Origin of the sequence: Shinella pollutisoli, assembly GCF_024609765.1 — a bacterium.
Classification (GTDB): Bacteria; Pseudomonadota; Alphaproteobacteria; order Rhizobiales; family Rhizobiaceae; genus Shinella; species Shinella pollutisoli.
The window spans coordinates 1-20505 of record NZ_JANFDG010000015.1 but is presented as its reverse complement, the minus strand read 5'-3'; the positions used below and the strand labels follow the sequence as shown (position 1 = coordinate 20505).

The following is a 20505-nucleotide window of genomic DNA, read 5'->3' as shown; positions in this document are numbered from 1 at the left end:
ACCCGCCATGGCCAACATCGTCCAGGTTCTCGTCGACGCCATCGCCCTCGGAAGCCTCTATGCCCTGGTGGCGCTGGCGATCGGCCTCGTCTTCGGCGTCATGCGGCTCATCAACTTCGCCCAGGCCGACTACATCACCATCGGCGCCTATGCGCTGGTCGTGCCGACGGCGAGCGTCACCCCGCCCCTCCTCCTCGGCGCGCTGCCCGCCGCGCTGATGATCGGCGGCGTGCTCCTGGTCGTCGTCGTGCTGGCGCTCGCCACCGAGCGCGTCGCCTTCCGGCCGCTGCGCAACTCCAATCCGTCGACGCTGCTCATCTCCTCCTTCGCCGTCAGCTATTTCCTGCAGAACCTCGTCATGCTGGTCCATACCGGCCGACCGAAATCGGTCGGCATCGGCCAGGGGCTCGCAAGCGCGGTGGAGATCGCCGGCGTGCGCATCCCCGGCGTCCAGCTGCTGACCATGGTCGTCGCCGCCGGCCTGCTCGTCGCGCTCGTGCTCTTCCTCAAGAAGACGCCGCTCGGCATCCAGATGCGGGCGGCGGCGGAGAACTTCCAGATGGCCCGCCTGCTCGGCATGCCGGCGAACCGGGTGATCGCGCTCGCCTTCGCCATCTCCGGCCTGCTCGGCGGCGCCGTGTCGCTGCTGCTGACCATCCAGACCGGCACGCTCGATCTGCGCATGGGGCTGATGCCCGTCGTCTATGCCTTCTTCGCCACCGTCATCGGCGGCATGGGCTCGCTGCCGGGCGCGGCCCTCGGCGGCTTCCTCGTCGGCGTCGCGAGCGTGCTCCTGCAGACCTACCTGCCGCCGGATCTCAGGCCGTTCCGGGATGCCGGCGTCTTCACCCTCGTCATCCTGATCCTGCTCGTCCGCCCGCAGGGCCTGATCGTCACCAGTGCCGCCAAGGAGCGCGTATGATGAAGAGCGACGCCGTTTTCCACTTCTGGTTCCCGGTGCTGGCGATCGTCGTGCCGCTCGCCGTGATCGTGGCGCTCACCGACCAGTTCGGCGGCCTGTCGCTGCAGCGCACGGTGATCGAGATGCTGATCAGCATCGTCATCGTCGTCGGGCTCTACATCTTCGTCGGCAATTCCGGCATCATCTCCTTCGGGCACGCCACCTTCATGGCGATCGCCGCCTATGCCTCGGCGTGGCAGACCTGCTGCGAGATGCTGAAGCCGATCACCATGTCGGGTCTGCCGCCCTTCCTGCGCGACCAGAGCATCCCGTTGTTGCCGTCGGCCCTCGTCTCCATCCTGCTCGCCGGCGGTGCCGCCTTCCTCACCGGCCTCGTCCTCATGCGCCTCACCGGCCTTGCCGCCTCGATCTCGACGCTCGCCGTGCTGTTCATCCTGAACGTCGTCTATTCCAACTGGGACAGCGTGACGATGGGCTCTGCCTCGATCGTCGGTCTGCCGACCTATGTGACGGCCTGGCTCGCCTTCGGCTGCGCCTTACTGGCGATCGTCGTCGCCTGGCTCTACCAGACCTCCGCCTTCGGCCTTGCGATCCGCGCGACGCGGGAGGACGAGGTGGCGGCCGCCGCCTCCGGCATCTCGCTCTACTGGTCGCGGCTCATCGCCTTCACGCTGTCCGGCTTCGTCGTCGGCCTCGGCGGCGTGCTGCAGGCGCATTTTCTCGGCACGGTGTCGATCAACAACTTCTTCCTGAGCTTCACCTTCCTGGCACTTGCCATGCTGATCGTCGGCGGCATGGGCAGCCTCGCCGGCGCGGTCGCCGGCGTCGTCGTCGTCACGACGATCGTCGATCTCTTCCGCCGGCTGGAGGCGGGAATTTCGGTGGGCGGAGGGCAATGGTCGATCCCGGCCGGCACGCAGGAGCTTATCATCGCGGCGTTCATGCTGTTGATACTGATCTTCCGCAAGAACGGAATCATGGCAGGACGGGAAATAGGCCTGCCGCAGCACACGCATCGCGAGAAAGGGCTCGTCCATGGCTAACCATCTTCTCTTCAACCCTCTCTCCGCCGCCGAGGAACCGTCGCCAATCATCGACAACCGCATGCTCTCCGACCAGGTCTCGACCTTCCTGGTCCGGGAGCTGATCTTCGGCCGGCTGCAGCCTGGCCAGCGCATCAACGAGGCGGAGCTCGCCCGCCAGCTCGGCATCAGCCGCAACCCGATCCGCGAGGCCGTGCGCCGGCTGGAGGAGCGCGGGCTGCTCGTCGCCGTGCCGCGCAAGGGAACCTTCGTGCGGACCTTCCTGCTAAGCGACATCGACGAGATCTTCTCCTTCCGCGTCGTCGTCGAGCGCTTCGCCGTCGAGCAGGCGCTGCCGCAGATGTCGGACGCAGACATCGACCGCATCGCCGGCGTCGTCGAGGCCATGGTCGCCGCCGCCAATGCCAATGACGAGATCGGCGTCGTCGAGAACGACCTTTCCTTCCACCTCGAGATCTGCCGGCTGTCGAAGAACCGCCAGACGCTGCACGCCTTCACCAACATCCAAGCTGAGGTGCAGATGCTGATCACCATGGCCGAGCGGCAGTTCGAGAGCCTGATGGCCGCCGCCGTCGACCACTGGCCGGTGGTGGAGGCGCTGCGCAGCCGCGACCCGGCCAAGGCGATGGACGCGATCACCGACCATATCCGCGATTCCTGGCGCCACCTGCTCGAAGCTTACGAACGGGAAAAGCCCCGCTCGTCCTGACTGGACCATTCAAGAAAAGAGGGAACAATGCCTGACAGCAAAATCATCGGCATCGACATCGGGGGGACGTTCACCGATTTCGTTTTCTACGATGCCGCGACCGGCACCATCGAGAACTGGAAGAACCTGACGACGCCCGCCGAGCCGATCGAGGGCGTGCTGCAAGGCCTTTCGCAGGTCGAGGACGTCGCCGCCGTCGACAAGATGCGCCTCGGCACGACGATCGCCACCAACGCGCTGCTCACCCGGCGCGGCGCCAAGGTGGCCTATGTCACCACCGCCGGCTTCCGCGACGTTCCCTTCATCCAGCGCGGCGACCGCCGCAGCCACTACGACATCACCTGGATCAAGACCAAGCCGCTCGTCAAGCGCGCCGACACCCACGAGATCGCCGAGCGCCTGAGCGCCAAGGGCGAGGTGGTCGAGCCGCTCGACGAGGCCGCGGTGCGCGAGCTGGCGGGCCGGATCAGGGCCGACGGCACGATCGAGGCGATCGCGGTCTGCACGCTCTTCTCCTATATCGACCCGCGCCACGAGCAGCGCATCCGCGACATCCTCGCCGAGGAGCTGCCCGGCATGCCGATCTCGATCTCCTACGACGTGCTGCCGAAGTGGAAGGAATACGACCGCGCCTCGACGACGATCGCCGACGCCTATCTGAAGCCGATCGTCTCCGACAGCTTCAACCGCATGCACAAGCGGCTCGCCGCGATCGGCATCGGTGACAAGATCGGCGTGATCAAGTCGAACGGCGGCGAATCCACGCTGAAGGGCGCGGCCGACGCGCCGGTGCAGATGACGCTCTCCGGCCCGACCGGCGCGGTCGTGGCGACGCGCGTGCTTTCTGAGCTCACCGGCATCAGGAACCTCGTCACCTTCGACATGGGCGGCACCTCGACCGACTGCTCGACCGTCGTCGACGGCATGGAGCACGTGACGACGAGCTTCGAGATCGAATGGGGCCTGCCGATCCAGATCCCGATGATCGACATCCACACGATCGGCGCGGGCGGCGGTTCGATCGCCTGGATCGACAAGGGCGGCATGCTGCGCATGGGCCCGCAGTCGGCGGGGGCGGCACCCGGTCCCGCCTGCTACGGCCGCGGCGGCGAGAACGCCACCGTGACGGACGCCAACGTCGTGCTCGGCCGCATCAATCCCGACTATTTCCTCGGCGGCAAGATGAAGCTCGACGCGGCGGCGGCGCACCGCGCGGTGAAGACGGTCGCCGACCAGCTCGGCCTCGAAGTCGACGCAGCCGCCTTCGCCATGGTGCAGATCGCCAACAACAACATGCTGGGGGCGCTGCGCGCCGTGCTCCTGCAGCGCGGCCTCGACCCGCGCGACTTCACCCTCGTCGCCTCGGGCGGCGCCGGCCCGGTGCATATCTGCGACCTCATGGATATTTCCGGCATCCCGCAGGGCATCGTGCCGAACTATCCCGGCCAGTTCTCCGCCTTCGGCTTCATCATGACCGACGCGCGCGTCGACCGGCACCGCACGGTGCAGCAGACCTCGAAGTTCTTCGACGGTGCGCGCGCCACGGCGGCGATGACGGAGCTGGTGGACGGCGCGATCGCCGAGCTCGTCTCGCAGGGCTACCGCCAGAAGGTCGAGATCTACCGCTCGATCGAGGCGCGCTACTTCGGCCAGAACCACGAGCTGGAGCTGAGCTTCCCCGGCAACGACTTCAACGACGTGACGATCGCCGACCTCTGGGAGCGCTTCCACGAGGAGCACCAGAACCGCTTCGGCTTCTCGATCCCCGGCGAGACCATCGAGACGGTCAATATCAAGGTCGTCGCCGTCGCGGTCTCGGAGAAGCCGCAGATGCGCGAGCTCGAAAGGGGCGAGGGCGCGCCCGTGCCCTCGGGCAGCCGCAAGGTGCGCTACGAGGACGGCTGGCACGAGGTCGCGACCTACGACCGCGGCGGCCTGCGGCAGGGCCAGACCATCGCCGGCCCGGCCATCGTCGAGGAGAGCGCCTCCGTCACCATCCTGCGGCCGAAGCAGACGCTCAGCGTCGACCGGCTCGGCAACCTGATCATTTCCGCCTGAGGAGCACCGCCATGGACTTCGTAACGATGAACATCCTGGAATCCAGCATGGTCTCGCTCTGCAAGGAGATGGGGATCGTGCTGATGAAGACGTCCTATTCGACGATCTTCAACGAGGCGCTCGACTTCACCTGCGGGCTCGCCGACATGAACGGCGACATGATGGCCGTCGCCGACTATTGCCCGGCGCAGATCGGCGGCATGCCGCTGCTCATCAAGTCGTGCCTCAAGGAGATCCCGATCGGCGAGATCGAGGAAGGCGACGTCATCCTGCACAACGACCCCTATCGCGGCGGCCTGCACACGCCCGAGCACACCTTCTTCAAGCCGATCTTCGTCGACGGCGAGATCATGGGCTTCGCCGTCGCCATCGGCCATATCGCCGAGGTCGGCGGCATGGCGCCCGGCGGCTTCTGCGGCGAGGCGACGGAGATCTTCCAGGAGGGCATCCGCATCCCGCCGGTGAAGATCAAGAAGAACGGCAAGGACAATGTCGAGGTGTGGAAGCTGCTGCTCGCCAACGTGCGCACGCCGCGCGTCAACTACGGGGACCTGCGCGCCCTCATCGCCGCCGTCGATCTCGGCGAGAAGCAGATGACGCAGATCTACAGGAAATACGGCAAGGAGAAGATCAAGGAGACCGTCAACGACCTCCTGCTCTATTCGGAGCGGCGCATGCGCGCCGAGCTGGAGGCGATCCCCGACGGCATCTACGCCTTTTCCGACAAGATCGAGAGCGACGGCATCGACGCGGAGCGCACCTACACGATCAACGTGGAGGTGCACAAGCGCGGCGGCGAGATCATCATCGACTACCACGGCTCCTCGCCGCAGGCCTCCGGCCCGATCAACGCCACGCTCGGCGTCGCGACCTCCGCGGCCTACAACGCCGTGCTGCACATGACCGACCCGACCATCCCGCGCAATTCCGGCTGCTTCCGGCCGATCCGCGTGATGGCGCCGCCGGGCTCGATCGTCAATGTCGACTTTCCCGCCCCCGAGGTCGGCGGCAACACCGAGACCCATCCGCGCATCGTCGGCACGATCCTCGGCGCCATGGCGCCGGCCGTCCCGGACCGGGTGATGGCGGCGGAAGGGGCGACCCATTGCAACTTCGTCTTCGGCGGCGTCGATGCCGAGACCAAGGAGTTCTTCGCCTGCTACGACCTGGAGGCGGTCGGCTGGGGCGGGCGCGCCTTCGCCGACGGCAACGACGGCGTCGACTCGATCAACGGCAATTGCCGCATCACGCCGGTCGAGGTCTACGAGACGCGTTTCCCCTGGCGCATCGAGAGCCTTGCCTTCAACGTCGACGCCGGCGGCGCCGGACAGTATCGCGGCGGGGTCGGCTACACCAAGCAGATGCTCTGCCTCAACGACGAGATCATCTGCTCGCAGATGACCGACCGCCACCTGCTCGCCCCGTGGGGGCTGAACGGCGGCACCGAGGGCGGCGTCGGCGCGACGCTCGTCATGAAGGCCGGCCACAACGCCTGGCAGACGATGCGCGAGGCCTACGGCAAGGCCTCGACCAGCCGCTATTCCAACGTCTCGATCCGCCGCGGCGACCGCGTGCGCCTCGTCACCCCCGGCGGCGGCGGCTACGGCGATCCGGCCAGGCGCGACCCGGCGGCGATCGCCGAGGACGTCCGCGAGGGCTACGTCTCGAAGGAGGCCGCCCTGAAACATTACGGCTACCAGGAGGCCTGAGATCCATGAAATTTTCGCTGAACGGGCTTTACATCGAAAGCTACACGAAATGCGCCAATTGCGGCGTGCTGATCTACGAGGCCTCGGCCGAGGACGCCGCCCGCAAGAAGACGCATGACGGGCAGACCTACTGCTCGCAGGAATGCGTCGACTGGAAGATCGAACGGGACGCCCGCCACGCCGAGGCGGCCCACTGAGTTCCGATGGCCGGTACCGCCGGAAGAAGCGGGACCGACCGCCAGGCCGCGGCAATCCGGCCGCGCCTTGACAACAAACCGAGGAGACACCCATGCCCACGAACGCTGCCTTCGCGGCACGGCGCAGCGCCGCGATTCCGGCCGGCCTGTCGAAGCATCTCGACGTCTATATCGAGAAGGCCGAGAATGCCGAATTGTGGGATGTCGAGGGCAAGCGCTATATCGACTTCGCCGCCGGCATCGCCGTCAACAATACCGGCCATCGCCATCCCAGAGTGGTCGAGCGCGTCCGCCGCCAGCTCGACAAGGTCACCCATACCTCGTTCCAGACCACGCCCTATATCGATTACGTCGCGGTCTGCGAGAAGCTGAACGCGCTGGTGCCCGGCGATTTCCCGAAGAAGACCTTCCTCGTCTCGACCGGCGCTGAGGCCATCGAGAACGCCGCCAAGATCGCGCGCGCCGCCACCGGCCGTTCGGCCTTCGTCGCCTTTTCCGGCGGTTTCCATGGCCGCACGCTGATGGCGATGACGCTGACCGGCAAGACCACCCCTTACAAGGCCGGCTTCGGCCCGCTGGTGCCGGACGTCTTCCACCTGCCGTTCCCGATCGCCTATCACGGCATCTCCGAGCAGGAGTCGCTGACGGCGCTCGACCGTTTCTTCCGCTCCGAGGTCGATCCCACCCGCGTCGCCGGCATTTTTGTCGAGCCGGTGCAGGGCGAAGGCGGCTTTTATCCGGCGCCCGTCACCTTCCTGCGCACGCTGCGCGAAATCTGCGACGAACACGGCATCCTGCTGATCGCCGACGAGATCCAGACCGGTTTTGCCCGCACCGGAAAGATGTTCGCGATGGAGCATGCCGGCGTTGCCGCCGATATCGTCACCATGGCCAAGGGGCTCGGCGGCGGCTTTCCGATCGCCGCCGTCACCGGCCGCGCCAGCATCATGGACAAGATCCCCATGGGCGGCGTCGGCTCCACCTTCGCCGGCAATCCGCTCTCCTGTGCGGCCTCGCTCGCGGTTCTCGACATCATCGAGGACGAAAAACTGATCGACCGCGCAAACGAGGTCGGCCGCCGCCTCACCGACGTCTTCAGGGATTGGCAGGAGGGCAACGAATTCGCCTGCATCGGCGAGGTGCGCAGCCTCGGCGCCATGGTGGCGATCGAATTCGTGCGCGACCGCGAGACGCGCCAGCCCTGGCCGGAGCTGGTGAAAGCCATCACCCACACTGCCGCCGAAAAGGGTCTCTTGCTGCTCTCCTGCGGCGTGCATGGCAATGTCGTGCGCGTGCTGACGCCATTGACCATCCCCTTCGAGCACCTTGACGAGGGTATCGCCATCCTGAAGGACAGCCTGCGCGCTGCGCTTGAAAAGGCGGAGAGCGGGCAATGACCCCCGCGCTCCTGCGCGACCGCGCCTTCGTCGACGGCGCGTGGGTCGCGGCCGAGACGGGCGCGACCTTTGCGGTGCGCAACCCCGCCACCGGCGCGGTTCTGGCAGAGGTTGCCGATCTCTCCGCCGCCGATGTCGAGACCGCGGTCCGCGCCGCCGAGCGGGCGCAGGTGGACTGGCGCGGGCGCCCGGCCAGGGAGCGGGCAAAGCTGCTGCGCGCCTGGTTCGACCTGATCACCGCCCATACGGAAGACCTCGCCCGGCTGATCACCGCCGAGCAGGGCAAGCCGCTCTACGAGGCGCGCGGCGAGGTGGCGTTCGGTGCATCCTTCGTCGACTGGTTCTCCGAGGAGGCCAAGCGGGTCTATGGCGACGTCATCCCGTCGGCCGGGCGCGACCGGCGTTTCGTCGTGCTGAAACAGCCGATCGGGGTATGCGCCGCCATCACGCCCTGGAATTTCCCGCTGGCGATGATCACCCGCAAGGCGGCCGCGGCACTCGCCGCCGGCTGCACCATGGTCGTCAAGCCCTCCGAGGAGACGCCGCTGACGGCGCTGGCGCTCGCGGCGCTGGCGGATCAGGCCGGCATTCCGGCCGGCGTGCTCAACGTCGTGCCCTCGAAGGACGCCGCGGGCATCGGCCGCCTGCTCTGCGAGCATCCGGTGATCCGCAAGCTCTCCTTCACCGGCTCGACCGCCGTCGGCAAGCTCCTGATGCGGCAATGCGCCGACACGCTGAAGAAGCTGTCGCTGGAACTCGGCGGCAATGCGCCCTTCATCGTCTTCGACGATGCCGACCTCGACCTCGCCGTCGCCGGCGCGATCGCCTCGAAGTTCCGCAATTCCGGCCAGACCTGCGTGTGCACCAACCGCATCTACGTGCAGGACGGTATCCACGATGCGTTCGTGGCGAAGCTGACGGACGAGGTCGCGCGCCTGAAGGTCGGCGACGGGGCAGCGCCCGACATCGTTCAGGGGCCGCTGATAAACGAGAAGGCGGTGGTCAAGGTCGCCGAGCTGATCGGCGATGCCGTCGGCCAAGGCGCGCATGTCCAGACCGGCGGCAGGCGTCATGCGCTCGGCGGCACCTGGTTTCAGCCGACCGTGCTTTCCGGCATGCAGGCCTCGATGCGGCTTGCGCGCGAGGAGGCCTTCGGCCCGATCGCGCCGGTCTTCCGCTTTTCCGACGAGGCCGAGGTCATCCGCCTTGCCAACGACACGCGCTACGGCCTGATGGCCTATTTCTACGCGCGCGACATCGGGCGGATCTGGCACGTGCTGGAAGAGCTGCAATTCGGCATGGTCGGCATCAACGAGGGGCTGATCTCGACGGAGCTCGCCCCGTTCGGCGGCATCAAGGAGAGCGGCTTCGGCCGCGAAGGCTCGAAATACGGCATCGAGGAGTATGTCGAGCTGAAATATGCCTGCTTCGGCGGGCTCGGGAGGACATAGCGCCATGGCGGAGGAACCCGCCGGCAAGGTCGCGCTGGTCGTCGGAGCCTCGCGCGGCCTCGGCCTCGGTCTCGCCGAGGCCTTTCTGTCCCGCGGCTTCGAGGTGATCGCCACGGTGCGCGACGAGCGCGGCCGTGCCGCCCTCGCCGAGAGGGGCGTGCACAGGATCGAGACCCTGGACATCAACGCGCCGGAGGAGATCGTCCGCCTGCGCAACGCGCTCTTAGGCAGCGTCCTCGATGTCCTGTTCGTCAATGCCGGCATCGCCAACGATCCTGCCGCCCCGATCGAGGCCGTACCCGTGGAGGATTTCGTCGAGGTCATGGTCACCAACGCGCTCTCGCCGTTACGGGTCGTCGCAGCGCTCCATGGCCTGGTCGCGCCGGCGGGCGTCGTCGCCGTGATGTCGTCCAACATGGGCAGCGTCGCCGGCAATGCCGGCAGCGGATGGGAGGCCTATCGTGCCAGCAGGGCCGCGCTCAACCAGCTGATGAAGAGCTTCGCCGCCCGCCATCCCGACGGACGGACCTATCTCGCCCTCTCGCCCGGATGGGTGCGCACCGACATGGGCGGGGACGCCGCCCCGCTCGACGTGGCGACGAGCGCCGCCGGGATCGTCGAAACGCTGGTCACGCGCTCCGGCAGCCGCGGCGTTCATTTCGTCGATTACCGCAACAAAACGGTCGCGTGGTAGATTTCAAGAGATGGCGGGCCTCGCCTTCGGCGCTCTTCGACGAGCGCGGTCCACGTTCGAGGCCGCAGATTAGTACTATGGGCCGCAAAAGGCACCGGGGTAGAATCGAAGAGCCGGGCCAATTTCAAAGGGTGGGCACTTGCCAGCAAGAGGCATTCAGGAACCAGAACGAAACCTGAATTGGAAACCGTTTCCGATCGCAAGATAATCAGCGGCGCCAATCCTCTTGAGAAATCGAGAAGACATCAACGATATCATAGGCTTGATTGGTGGGTGATCACGGGCTCGAACCGTGGACCCGCTGATTAAGAGTCAGCTGCTCTACCAACTGAGCTAATCACCCACACGACCGCTCCGGCGGTCTGGAGGGGCGTATAATGGCCTTCGGCGGGCTTGTCCATATGCGTTCGAGAAAAAATCGCCGGCCCGGCGGATTTTTTCGCAGGCGCAAAACGGCCGTCACAAACAGAGGTCGCCCGTGGCGAGCCGCACCGCCTGCCCGCCGATCCGCGCGCCGGCAACCTGGCCGCCCGCCACGTCGAGATGCAGGTGGATGAAGGAGGGGCGGCCCATCTCCACGCCCTGCTCGACGAGGAAGGGATGGTGGCCGTCGACCGGGGCGTCGAAATGATGGATCGCGCCGGAAAGGGCGGCGACGGCGGCGCCCGTCGCCGGATCCTCGGCGATCCCCATGTCGGGCGCGAACATGCGCGCGTGGAAGCGGGCGTTGTGGTTCACCCCGCCGCGGCAATAGACATAGGCCGCCGCAAGTCTCCCCTCGGCGAAGGGCGCGCAGCGCTCCCACAACATCGGATCGAAATCGACGGCCGCCGCCGCGGCAAGGCCGTGCACCGGCACCAGGACGAAGGCGACGCCGGCGCTCCACAGCGACGGCACGTGGTTCTCGAAGCCGATCTGCCCCGGCTTCAGGCTGAAGGCGTCGGCGAGCGCCTGGCGGTCGAAGCCGGCGTCGATGCGCACGGACCGGCGCGGCAGGTCGAATTCGGCGAAGGCAGCCGTCCCCGCCGAAAGCCGCACGGCGCAGCGCACCGGCCCGACATTCTCCTCCAGCACGCTGACGAGGTCGAGCGGCAGCCCGCCCGCCCGCCCCTCGCCCGCCTCGGCGATGGCGATCGCCGCGCCGACCGTCGGATGGCCGGCGAAGGGCAGTTCGCGGCCGGGCGTGAAGATGCGCAGCCGGGCCGTATGCGCCGGGTTCTCCGGCGCCGTCACGAAGACGGTCTCCGACAGGTTGAACTCGCCCGCGATCTTCTGCATCGCGGCAGTATCGAGCCCGTCGGCGTCGAAGACGACGGCGAGCGGATTGCCGGCGAGGCGCGTGTCGGTGAAGACGTCGTAGATGGCGTAGCGGCGTGGCAAACGAATCTCCCGGTTTCACGAAGAGGCAAGGCCCGGCGGCGGGCTAAACCTGCACGACCGCCCCCGCCCGGGCAAGCGGAAATCCCGCGTCGCGGCGTCACAGATCGAGCGTCATGACGACCGGGCAATGGTCGGAGGCCTTCGGCCGGTCCCAGCCGATGCGCGGATAGCGCTCCACCTCCTGGCCCGGCGGAAACAGCGTGCGGAAGGGCTGGCCGGCACGCACGATCTCGGGCACGCGCAGCGCGTTGCGCTCGGCGAGCGCCGGCGACAGCCAGATATAGTCGAGCTGGCAGAGATGGCGCTCCTCCGGCCCGCGGCTGTGATAGAGCGTCCAGCGGTCCTCGACCGGCCGGCGCTCGACCGGATTGACGACGAAGCCGTCGGCGGTGAAGACGTCGAGCGCGCTTGCCTCCTCGCGCACCGGCACGAAGCGATAGCCATTGCGCCGGTCGCCCTCGATCGACAGCTTCTCCTGGTAGTCGTTCATGTCGCCGCAGATCGCGAAGTTCTTCGCCGCGGCGCGGTTGCGGCCGAAGCGGTCCTCGACGATGCGGCGCACGGCGCGCGCCTCGGCAAAGCGGATCGGCATGGTCGACTGGCGGCCGTCGAGCCCCTCCCGCCCCGGGCCCATCGACTTGAAGTGCACGACGTAGAGCGTCAGCGGCCGCCCGCCGATCCTGAGGTCCATCTCCAGGCAGTCGCGCTTGAAGATCTTGTCGTCGGGGTTGAGGCCCGGGCCGAGGTTGGGCGTGTAGAGGCCGAAGTCGCGATAGGTCACGGAGGCATGGCTGCGCACGTCGACGCATTCGATCGGCTGGCCGTCGCGCGTCTCCTCACGCATCAGCACGCAGACGTCGATGCCGCGGCTGTCGTTGCCCTCGATCAGGTACTTCTGCCGGTAGCCGTTGCCGACCATGCGGAAGAGGTAGCCGTATTCGAAGGCCTGGAGCGCGGCCATGTTGTCGACCTCCTGCAGGCAGAGGATGTCCGCGTCCGCGTCGGCGATGGCGAGCGCGGAGTGCTGGCGCGCGTCGTCGGTGTGCGCCACGGTGCGCGCCTCCTCCAGCCGCTGGTATTCCGCCTCGTTGCGGATGTCGAAGAGCCGGAGCACCCGGTCCTGCCGGAGCTGGTTGCGGAACCCCGTGAAGTCGAAGCGGGTCATGAGGTTTTCGATGTTGAACGTGGCGAGGCGTAGCGACATGTCTTCCTTCCGTCGTGGCGGGCGGAGTGTAGCCAGCGGGCGAAGGATGGAAAACGGTCTTTTTGCCGGCCGGCGAATAAGCGCGCGCCGCGCTTCGTCCTCATCATAGGCAAATTCCGGTTTCCGGCGGGGAGGATGCCATGGGGGCGGTACGGATCGACTGGCGGGCCTGCGTCGGGGCGTGGCTCCTCGCGCTGTTCGTCGCCTGCCTGCCGGCCCGCGCCGACTATCTCGCCGAGCCCGGCGAGGCCGCGCGCGCCATCGACAAGGTCGTCGACGGCCTTTCGCCCGCGCCGCAGGCGCACACGATCCGCATCACCGACCGCGAGATCACGCTCGTCCTGCGCGACGCCGCGCGCGCGGGCGACATGAACGAATGGCGCGTGCGCACCGCAAGCCGCCTGTTCTTCGCCTTCGAATCGGTGCGCGGTCCGACGCCGGTCGCCGCGCCGGGCATGGTGGCCGACCTCGCCTCCGGCCTGTTCGCGCTGGATGCGGTGGCGCTCGACAGGGTCGACACGGTCGCGGCGAAAGCGGTCGCCTATGCGAAGCTGGAGGACGGGGGCGCGGTCAAGTCGATCGAGATCGCCCGCCGCGTCCATCTCCTGCCGTCCCCGAGCTACGGCGACATCCGCTGGTCGATCTACGTCGCCTCGCCGCGCGAGAGCGCCACCGTCTATGCGGACGCGGGCGGCGAGATCGTCGGCGGCGACCTCTCCAACACCAACCGCGCCCGCAACATGCACCTCATCGACGACGAGGACTGGCCGAAGGAAGCCGCGCTGGAAAGCCTCCTCGGCGCAGCCGGCAGCGGGCGGGTCGTGCGCGACCTGACGGTCGATTCGCGCTCGGTGCAGGTGAAGGCGGACCATCCGACGCAGAAGGAGCAGACGGTCAGCTACACCTGGACCGTTTCCGGCGTGACGCGCTCGGCCTCCGCCTGGCCGCTCTTCCCCGGCACCGATCCCGAGCAGGTCTTCTCGCTCTCCGAGGTGGACCTCTCCTCGCTTTCCGCCATCCGCGAGGCGGCGAAGACGGCGTGGGGCAACGACCGGTCGACGATCAACTACATGATGCTGCGCCGCTTCACCGACGGGCCCGGCAAACCGGAGCTGCGCTGGACGGTGCGCTTCACGGATTTCGCGACGGGCGGCGAGGTGGCGTTCATCTCGAATTCCGGCTCGGTGGACCTGACGGCGACGGGCGAGGTGCGCGCCGTCGACCTGCCGCCGTCGCGCCGCAAGAGCCGCGACTGGCTCGATCCGGCGACGACCCTGAAGGTCTTCGGCATGCTCCGGGAGCAGTTCGGCGAAACCGCGCGCTTCGCCGAGATCATCGTCGACAGGGAATCGATGCAGATCCTCGCCGAGGTGCCCGACGCGCCCGGCACGATGCGCAACTACCACGTCACCGAGCGCGGCATCTCCGCCTCGGGCATGATGATGCCCTGGGAGGCGGAGTTCCGGCCGGAACGGCTCTACACGCTCGACGACATCGCCTTCTTCAGCGCCGACAAGCTCGGCGAGTTGACGGCGCGGACCTTCACCCGCCTGCACGTGGGCCCCGAGATGGCACGCTCGCGCTACACCTTCTCCATCGGCCAGCTCATGACGCCAACCGGCGACTTCATGGTCCCCTCGCCCGACGGCAAGGTGACGCTGGAGATCCGCATCGAAAGCCCGGACGGCTGGAAGGGCGGGCGCATCACCTATTCCTCGGCCGGCGAGGAGATCGACATCGTCATGCCCTGAGGCGGGACGCAACGCCTTGACCGCACGCCGCTTTCTGGAATGATGCGGCCCCTTCCAGCAAACAGGCCCTCCTCCATGCCAGACCCGTCCTCCGCCGAGCGCGTGCGCGACCTCTCGCTTCTCATGACCCGCTGGCCGAGCGTCACCGGCTCGCCGGACGAGGCGGCCTTTGCCGGCAGGCTGCAGGCGCTCCTCGCCGGACTGCCCCCGTTCCGGCGGCATCCCGACCGGCTCTTCACCGTGGCGAGCCACGGCGAGCCGATGACGGAGAGCGTCGCGGCGCTCGTGCGCGGCAGCGGCCGGCGCACGGTGGTGCTCGCGGGCCATTTCGACACGGTCTCCATCGCCAACTACGGCAGCCTAGCGCCGCTCGCCTGCGATCCGGAGCCGCTGGCGGACGCCCTACTGGCCGAACTGCAAAGCGCCCGCTCAACGCCGCCGAGGCGCAGGCGCTCGCCGACCTGGAGAGCGGCGACTTCATTCCCGGCCGCGGGCTCCTCGACATGAAGAGCGGCCTTGCCGCCGGCATCGCCGTCCTGGAGCGCTTCGCCGGGCTCACCCACGCGGAGGGCAACCTTCTCTTCGTCGCCACGCCCGACGAGGAGAACCGCTCGCGCGGCATGCGCAGCCTGCGCGACGCGCTGCCGGAGATCGCCCGCCGCTTCGACCTCGACATCGTCGGCGGCATCAACCTCGATTCGTCGAGCTGCATGCGCGACGGCGAAGAGGGCCGCGCGGTCTATCTCGGCTCGATCGGCAAGTTCGCGCCCTTCGCCTTCGTCGTCGGCCGGCCGACCCATGCGGGCTATCCGTTCGACGGCATCAGCGCGCAGCGCATAGGCGCGGAGATCGTCCGCGCCGTGGACACCGTGCCGGAGCTTGCCGACGAGGCCTTCGGCGAGCGCGCCCCGCCGCCCGTCTGCCTGAAGGCGCGCGACCTGCGCGACGGCTACGACGTGACGACGCCGGACCGGGTCTGGCTCTCCTTCAACTGGCTGACGCACCGCCGCGGCGCCGCCGAGCTGCTCGCGGACTTCCGCGCCGTCGTGGCGGGCGCGCTCGCGGCGGCACTCGACGCAGAGGACGGGCACGCCGCCCGCCACCGGGGCACGGAGAAGCGCAGGACGGACGGCGTCGTGCTCACCTATGCCGACCTCCTCGACAGGGTGCGTGAGCGCGGCGGCGAGGCGGCGCTCGGCCGGCTGGAGCGGCTCGACGCGGAGGTCTCGGGCGGCGGCGATCCGCTGAAGGCGAGCCGCAAGATCGTCGCGGCGGCCGCGACGGAGGCGGGCATCGAGGGGCCGGCGGTGATCGTCGGCTTCGCCAGCCTGCACTATCCGCTCGTCCACCTCGACCGAAACGGCGAGGCCGGGCAGCGGATGCGGGAGAGGCTTGCCGCCGTCACGGCGGAGGTGGCGGCGCGCCACGGCACCGGCATCAAGTTCAAGCAGATCTTCGCCGGCATTTCGGACATGAGCTTCCTCGGCCACCGCCCGACGACGGACGAAACCGGCCTCATCGCCGCCAACACGCCGTCCGCCGCCTTCACCGATCGGGCACCCGAGGGCCTCCTCGCCTTCCCGACCGTCAACATCGGTCCCTGGGGCCGGGACTACCACCAGAAATGGGAGCGCGTGCACGCGCCCTATACGTTCGGCGTGCTGCCGGACCTCGTCTTCGAGGCGGCCGTCGCCTGCCTGAAGCCGTAAGGCTCAGGCGGCGAGCCGTCCGGCGCCGACCACCCGGCCGAGCCGGGCGATGCCCTCGGCGATCGTCGCCTCGTCGGCGCGGGAGAAGCTGAGGCGCAGCGTGTTGGCGCCGCTGCCGTCGGCATGGAAGGCCTGGCCCGGCACGAAGGCGACCTTCTCCGTCTCGATCGCGCGGGCGAGCAGCGCCGCCCCGTCCATGCCGGCCGGCAGCGTCACCCAGACGAACATGCCGCCCTCCGGCTTCGTCCAGGAAACGCCCGGCGGCATGTGACGGGCGAGCGCCGCCAGCATGGCATCGCGGCGGCTGCTGTAGGCGGCGCGGATCTTCTCCGCCTGCGTAGCGAAGTGCCGCGCGGCGACATGGGCGACGGCCATCTGGTTGACGGTCGAGGAATGCAGGTCCGCCGCCTGCTTCATCAGCACCAGCTTGCGGACGACGGGGGCGGCCGCGACGATGAAGCCGACGCGCAGGCCGGGCGCCAGCGTCTTGGAGAAGCTGCCGCAATAGATTGTCCGCGCGGCGTCGATATGACCGGTCCGAGCGATGTCGAGCGCGAGGATCGGTGGCACCGGCTCGCCGTCGTAGCGCAGCGACTGGTAGGCGGCGTCCTCGATCACCGGGATGTCGAGCTCGGCGGCGAGGTCGAGCAGCCTCTCGCGGCCCGCCCGGTCGACGGTCTCGCCGGTCGGGTTGGCGAAATCGGCGGAGAGATAGGCGAACTTGACGCGCCCGCCGGCCTCCGCGGCCGCGGCGCGATAGGCCGCCGGGGTACGGTTGCCGGAGAGGTTCAGCCGGTCGTAGGCGGGCTCGTAGGCGTTGAAGGCCTGAAGCGCGCCGAGATAGGTCGGCGAGGTGACGAGCGCGGTGTCCTTCGGCGAGAGGAAGAGCTTTCCGAGATAGTCGAGCCCCTGCTGCGAGCCGGAGACGATGAAGACGTTCTCGGCCGTGCAGGGAATGGCGAGCCCGGCCATTTCGCCGACCAGCCAGTCGCGCAACGGGCGGAAGCCTTCGCTGACGGAATATTGCAGGCCGGCCGCCGCCGCCTCGCCCGACAGCGCCTCGGCATAGGCCTCGGCGAAGGCCTCTTTCGGAAACAGCGCGGGATCGGGAATGCCGCCGGCGAACGAGATGATGTCCGGCCGTTCGAGCAGTTTCAGCAATTCGCGGATTTCGGATGCCTTCATGCGCGACGCGCGGGTCGCGAAGGCCTGGTCCCATGTGAACATCGGGGCTTCCTCGGGCTTTTTCCTCAGCCCGCAGCACATCACGGCCCCGAAATTATGTCAACAATGCTGACCTAAATAAACGCACGAAGGAAACCTGCCGCCGGGACGGCGTATCCTTCCAGGTCGGTCCGCCCCCGACCCCGGTCAGGTCGTCCGGTCGCCGTAAAGGCTCAGCAGCACCAGCATGGCAATGCAGCCGAGGATGAAAACGTCGAACCAGGCGAAGTAGTGGAGCAATGTCGTCATCGAACGATCCTCCCGATTGTGAAACGGGATACGACGACAGTTTGTTCCTCTTTGCACTTCATGGCAAACGAAAGGAGCCGGACGGTTTCCCGCCCGGCTCCGGAATGCTTGCGTCCATCTTCCCATCGAGGGGAAGGCAAGGCGCGAACGGTCAGTTGACGGCCTTGTCGACCAGCTTGTTCTTGCCGATCCAGGGCATCATGCCGCGCAGCTTGGCGCCGACTTCCTCGATCTGGTGGGCGTCGTTGTTGCGGCGGATGCCCTTGAAGCGGGCGCCGCCGGCCTTCCATTCCTGCATCCACTCGGAGGTGAACTTGCCGGTCTGGATGTCCTTCAGCACGCGCTTCATCTCGGCCTTCGTCTCGGCGGTGATGATGCGCGGGCCGGAGACGTATTCGCCCCACTCGGCGGTGTTGGAGATCGAGTAGTTCATGTTGGCGATGCCGCCTTCGTAGATCAGGTCGACGATCAGCTTCACCTCGTGCAGGCACTCGAAATAGGCCATTTCCGGGGCGTAGCCGGCTTCCACCAGTGTCTCGAAGCCGGCGCGGATCAGCTCCACCAGGCCGCCGCAGAGCACGACCTGCTCGCCGAAGAGGTCGGTTTCGCACTCTTCCTTGAAATTGGTCTCGATGATGCCCGAACGGCCGCCGCCGACGCCGCAGGCGTAGGAGAGCGCGAGGTCGAGGGCGTTGCCGGAGGCGTTCTGATGCACGGCGACGAGGCAGGGCACGCCGCCGCCCTTCTGGTATTCGCCGCGCACCGTGTGGCCCGGTCCCTTCGGCGCGATCATGACGACGTCGACCGAGGCCTTCGGCTCGATCAGGCCGAAATGGACGTTGAGGCCGTGGGCGAAGGCGATCGCCGCGCCGTCGCGGATGTTGCCGGCGATCTCGCCCTTGTAGATGTCGGCCTGCAACTCGTCCGGCGTCGCCATCATCAAGAGGTCGGCCCACTTGGCGGCGTCCGCCACGGTCATGACCTTGAAGCCGTCGGCCTCGGCCTTCTTGACGGTCGGCGAGCCGGCCTTGAGCGCGATCGCCACGTTCTTGGCGCCCGAATCCTTGAGGTTGAGCGCATGCGCCCGGCCCTGCGAGCCGTAGCCGACGATGGCGACGTTCTTCGCCTTGATGAGGTTGAGATCGGCATCACGATCGTAATAGACGCGCATCGATGGTTCCTTCCCTTCGCTTGTCCGTTGCGTTTCGACCGGCGGCTCCCCGCCGGCTTCCGAGCATTCCCGCTTTTCTCCGAAAGGCGAGACCGCTCAATTCCCTTGTCTTCACGCATGTCCGCAGGCGAACCGCGTCGCGCCCTTGCCGGAGATGCTCTAGCTTTCCACGCCGTAGAGCGTGAGGAAGGCGTCGACCGCCTTCTCCGCCCGCGGCGAGAATTCCTTCTTCAGCGCGCCCCGGTCCTCGCCGAGCAGCATGCGCAGGTGCATGTCCGAGACGATCAGGCCGTAGAGCGTGCCGTAGGCCTCCTCGGCGTCGTCGAAGGCGATGAGCCCCGCCTTGCGCCCCGCCTCCAGCAGCGCCGTCGCCCGCCTGCCGATCTGCCGCCGGCCGCGCTCCTGCAGCAGGCGGCCAAGCTTGGCGCCCTCGCGGCTCGCCTGGCCGATCGCCAGCCGGTTCAGAGCCAGCGACACCTCGCCCGACAGCACGTCGATCAGGTCGCGCGCGAAAACCGTCAGGTGCCGGCGCAGGCTTGCCGCCGACAGCGCGCCGGCGCCCGCCTCGACCGTGCGCACCTTGCCGGCCTGGTAGGCGATCATCGCCGAGAGCAGCCCGTCGCGGTCGCCGAACCACTTGTAGAGGCTTTCCTTCGAGCAGTTCGCCGCGCGCGCCACGCCCGCCGTCGTCAGCGCCTTCTCGCCGCCCTCGACCAGCAGGCCGAGCGCGCGTTCGAGGACCGCGCCCTGACGTTCCGTCAGGCCCGCGGCCGCGCCTTCCCCGCCCTGTTCGACGACCTGCAAAATATCCGGCTCCATTCGCCCGAAATTGCGTACCGTACGGTACGGTTCGCCATCTTCTAGCGGCATCCCGCTCCCGGGTCAACACCCCTCGACTCGCTCTTTTCCGCCGGCGAAGACCGCGCAAGGCGCCGTGCGGCCGGCGAAAAAGTTGCTGCGCCGCACAAGAGGCGAGAAATTTTCTTTCCGTTATCCTTTTGATTTGAAACAAGAGTTCATAACAATCGTTACGTATGCGACGAAAGGACAAAATTTTTCGCTTCCCAAGAGATGTCCCGTCGTTAACAATCGTGAAAGCCCGCGTTGCCCGGCAACCGGAGCCTTTGCAGGAGTAGACGTCAACGCCTTTGCGCAAAGGAGACAGAAAATGCTGAATTTCCTGCCTGACCTTCACGAAGGACACGCTCCCATCACGCTGCAACAACTGTTCGGCGACGCTCTCGAGGCCTTCGATGCCTGGGAGGAAGGACGCGCCGAGCCGACCGTTATCTACGAGGACCGCCTGCTGCCGATCGGCACCGTCTTCGAAAGCATGCGCGGCTGCACCGACATCCTGCCGCGCGTGATGGCGGACATCCTGTCCGACAAGCTCGCGGCCAATCCCGCGGCGACCGACGCCGAGATCCTGACCTTCTCCGACGCGGCCCGCATCGCCGGCGCCCTCGTCGAGCAGAGGCGGCTATGCGGCGAGGCGGCGATCGCCGCCTTCCTCGACCACCACCGCGTCGACAAGCGCCGCCCGGCCTGAACACGGAAGGCCCCGCTCGCGGGGCCTTATACATTGGAAGGCCGGAACATCGGTTACGATGTTCCGGCCTCTTGTCATTGTGGTGGTT

The 20505-nt window shown here is 67.7% G+C and carries 18 protein-coding genes and 1 tRNA gene; 13 read left to right on the top strand and 6 right to left on the bottom strand.

Annotation, left to right across the window (positions count from 1 at the left end; translation table 11 throughout):
- Positions 1-7: 7 nt before the first annotated feature.
- The 9 genes from NNZ72_RS13455 to NNZ72_RS13415 all read left to right on the top strand — a co-directional run bounded on the left by NNZ72_RS13455 (position 8) and on the right by NNZ72_RS13415 (position 10180).
- Entirely contained in the window at positions 8-922 is a 915-nt protein-coding gene (locus tag NNZ72_RS13455) for a branched-chain amino acid ABC transporter permease (RefSeq protein WP_257315829.1), read from the top strand.
- Complete coding sequence (locus NNZ72_RS13450) at positions 919-1965, top strand: branched-chain amino acid ABC transporter permease (RefSeq protein ID WP_257315828.1); 1047 nt, start codon at positions 919-921, stop codon at positions 1963-1965. Before NNZ72_RS13455 ends, NNZ72_RS13450 begins: the two co-directional genes overlap by 4 nt.
- The gene (locus NNZ72_RS13445; RefSeq protein WP_257315827.1) at positions 1958-2674 is read left to right on the top strand and encodes a GntR family transcriptional regulator; all 717 of its coding nucleotides are present in this window, start codon (positions 1958-1960) and stop codon (positions 2672-2674) included. The genes NNZ72_RS13450 and NNZ72_RS13445 overlap by 8 nt, the downstream gene beginning before the upstream one ends.
- A 27-nt stretch (positions 2675-2701) precedes the next feature.
- Entirely contained in the window at positions 2702-4732 is a 2031-nt protein-coding gene (locus NNZ72_RS13440; protein ID WP_257315826.1) for a hydantoinase/oxoprolinase family protein, read from the top strand.
- Between the two features lie 11 nt (positions 4733-4743).
- Positions 4744-6441 (top strand): hydantoinase B/oxoprolinase family protein, encoded by a 1698-nt coding sequence (locus NNZ72_RS13435; RefSeq protein WP_257315825.1) that lies wholly within the window; start codon positions 4744-4746, stop codon positions 6439-6441.
- A gap of 5 nt (positions 6442-6446) precedes the next feature.
- Positions 6447-6638 (top strand): hypothetical protein, encoded by a 192-nt coding sequence (locus NNZ72_RS13430; protein ID WP_257315824.1) that lies wholly within the window; start codon positions 6447-6449, stop codon positions 6636-6638.
- 92 nt (positions 6639-6730) lie between these two features.
- A complete protein-coding gene (gene gabT, locus NNZ72_RS13425; protein ID WP_257315823.1) occupies positions 6731-8035 on the top strand; it encodes a 4-aminobutyrate--2-oxoglutarate transaminase in 1305 nt (434 codons plus the stop codon).
- Positions 8032-9486, top strand: coding sequence for an NAD-dependent succinate-semialdehyde dehydrogenase (locus NNZ72_RS13420; protein WP_257315822.1), 1455 nt, complete (start codon positions 8032-8034; stop codon positions 9484-9486). Before gabT ends, NNZ72_RS13420 begins: the two co-directional genes overlap by 4 nt.
- 4 nt (positions 9487-9490) lie before the next feature.
- Complete coding sequence (locus NNZ72_RS13415; protein ID WP_257315821.1) at positions 9491-10180, top strand: SDR family NAD(P)-dependent oxidoreductase; 690 nt, start codon at positions 9491-9493, stop codon at positions 10178-10180.
- Between the two features lie 267 nt (positions 10181-10447).
- On the opposite strand, the gene NNZ72_RS13410 is transcribed toward NNZ72_RS13415, so the two are convergent.
- The 3 genes from NNZ72_RS13410 to NNZ72_RS13400 all read right to left on the bottom strand — a co-directional run bounded on the left by NNZ72_RS13410 (position 10448) and on the right by NNZ72_RS13400 (position 12764).
- A tRNA-Lys gene (locus NNZ72_RS13410) sits at positions 10448-10523 on the bottom strand.
- Positions 10524-10639: 116 nt separating this feature from the next.
- On the bottom strand, positions 10640-11560 hold the full coding sequence (locus NNZ72_RS13405) for a PhzF family phenazine biosynthesis protein (RefSeq protein ID WP_257315820.1): 921 nt from the start codon (positions 11558-11560) through the stop codon (positions 10640-10642).
- 97 nt (positions 11561-11657) lie between these two features.
- Positions 11658-12764 carry an endonuclease/exonuclease/phosphatase family protein gene (locus NNZ72_RS13400; RefSeq protein ID WP_257315819.1) on the bottom strand — a complete coding sequence of 369 codons (1107 nt, stop codon included), beginning with the start codon at positions 12762-12764 and terminating at the stop codon, positions 11658-11660.
- 140 nt (positions 12765-12904) lie between these two features.
- Between NNZ72_RS13400 and NNZ72_RS13395 the strand changes: the two genes are divergently transcribed.
- The 3 genes from NNZ72_RS13395 (at position 12905) to NNZ72_RS13390 (ending at position 16224) form a co-directional block, all read left to right on the top strand.
- Positions 12905-14515, top strand: a complete 1611-nt coding sequence (locus tag NNZ72_RS13395; protein ID WP_257315818.1) for a hypothetical protein — start codon at positions 12905-12907, stop codon at positions 14513-14515.
- Between the two features lie 75 nt (positions 14516-14590).
- A complete protein-coding gene (locus NNZ72_RS25465; protein WP_306766302.1) occupies positions 14591-15022 on the top strand; it encodes a hypothetical protein in 432 nt (143 codons plus the stop codon).
- Complete coding sequence (locus tag NNZ72_RS13390) at positions 15019-16224, top strand: M20/M25/M40 family metallo-hydrolase (protein ID WP_306766301.1); 1206 nt, start codon at positions 15019-15021, stop codon at positions 16222-16224. The genes NNZ72_RS25465 and NNZ72_RS13390 overlap by 4 nt, the downstream gene beginning before the upstream one ends.
- A 3-nt stretch (positions 16225-16227) precedes the next feature.
- On the opposite strand, the gene NNZ72_RS13385 is transcribed toward NNZ72_RS13390, so the two are convergent.
- The 3 genes from NNZ72_RS13385 to NNZ72_RS13375 form a co-directional block, all read right to left on the bottom strand.
- Positions 16228-17451, bottom strand: coding sequence for an aminotransferase-like domain-containing protein (locus tag NNZ72_RS13385; protein ID WP_257315817.1), 1224 nt, complete (start codon positions 17449-17451; stop codon positions 16228-16230).
- A gap of 397 nt (positions 17452-17848) precedes the next feature.
- A complete protein-coding gene (gene ilvC, locus NNZ72_RS13380) occupies positions 17849-18868 on the bottom strand; it encodes a ketol-acid reductoisomerase (protein WP_257315816.1) in 1020 nt (339 codons plus the stop codon).
- A gap of 159 nt (positions 18869-19027) precedes the next feature.
- Positions 19028-19672, bottom strand: a complete 645-nt coding sequence (locus NNZ72_RS13375; protein ID WP_371747756.1) for a TetR/AcrR family transcriptional regulator C-terminal domain-containing protein — start codon at positions 19670-19672, stop codon at positions 19028-19030.
- A 364-nt stretch (positions 19673-20036) separates the two neighbouring features.
- Between NNZ72_RS13375 and NNZ72_RS13370 the strand changes: the two genes are divergently transcribed.
- On the top strand, positions 20037-20417 hold the full coding sequence (locus tag NNZ72_RS13370; RefSeq protein ID WP_257315814.1) for a BRA0787 family protein: 381 nt from the start codon (positions 20037-20039) through the stop codon (positions 20415-20417).
- The last annotated feature ends 88 nt before the right edge of the window (positions 20418-20505 follow it).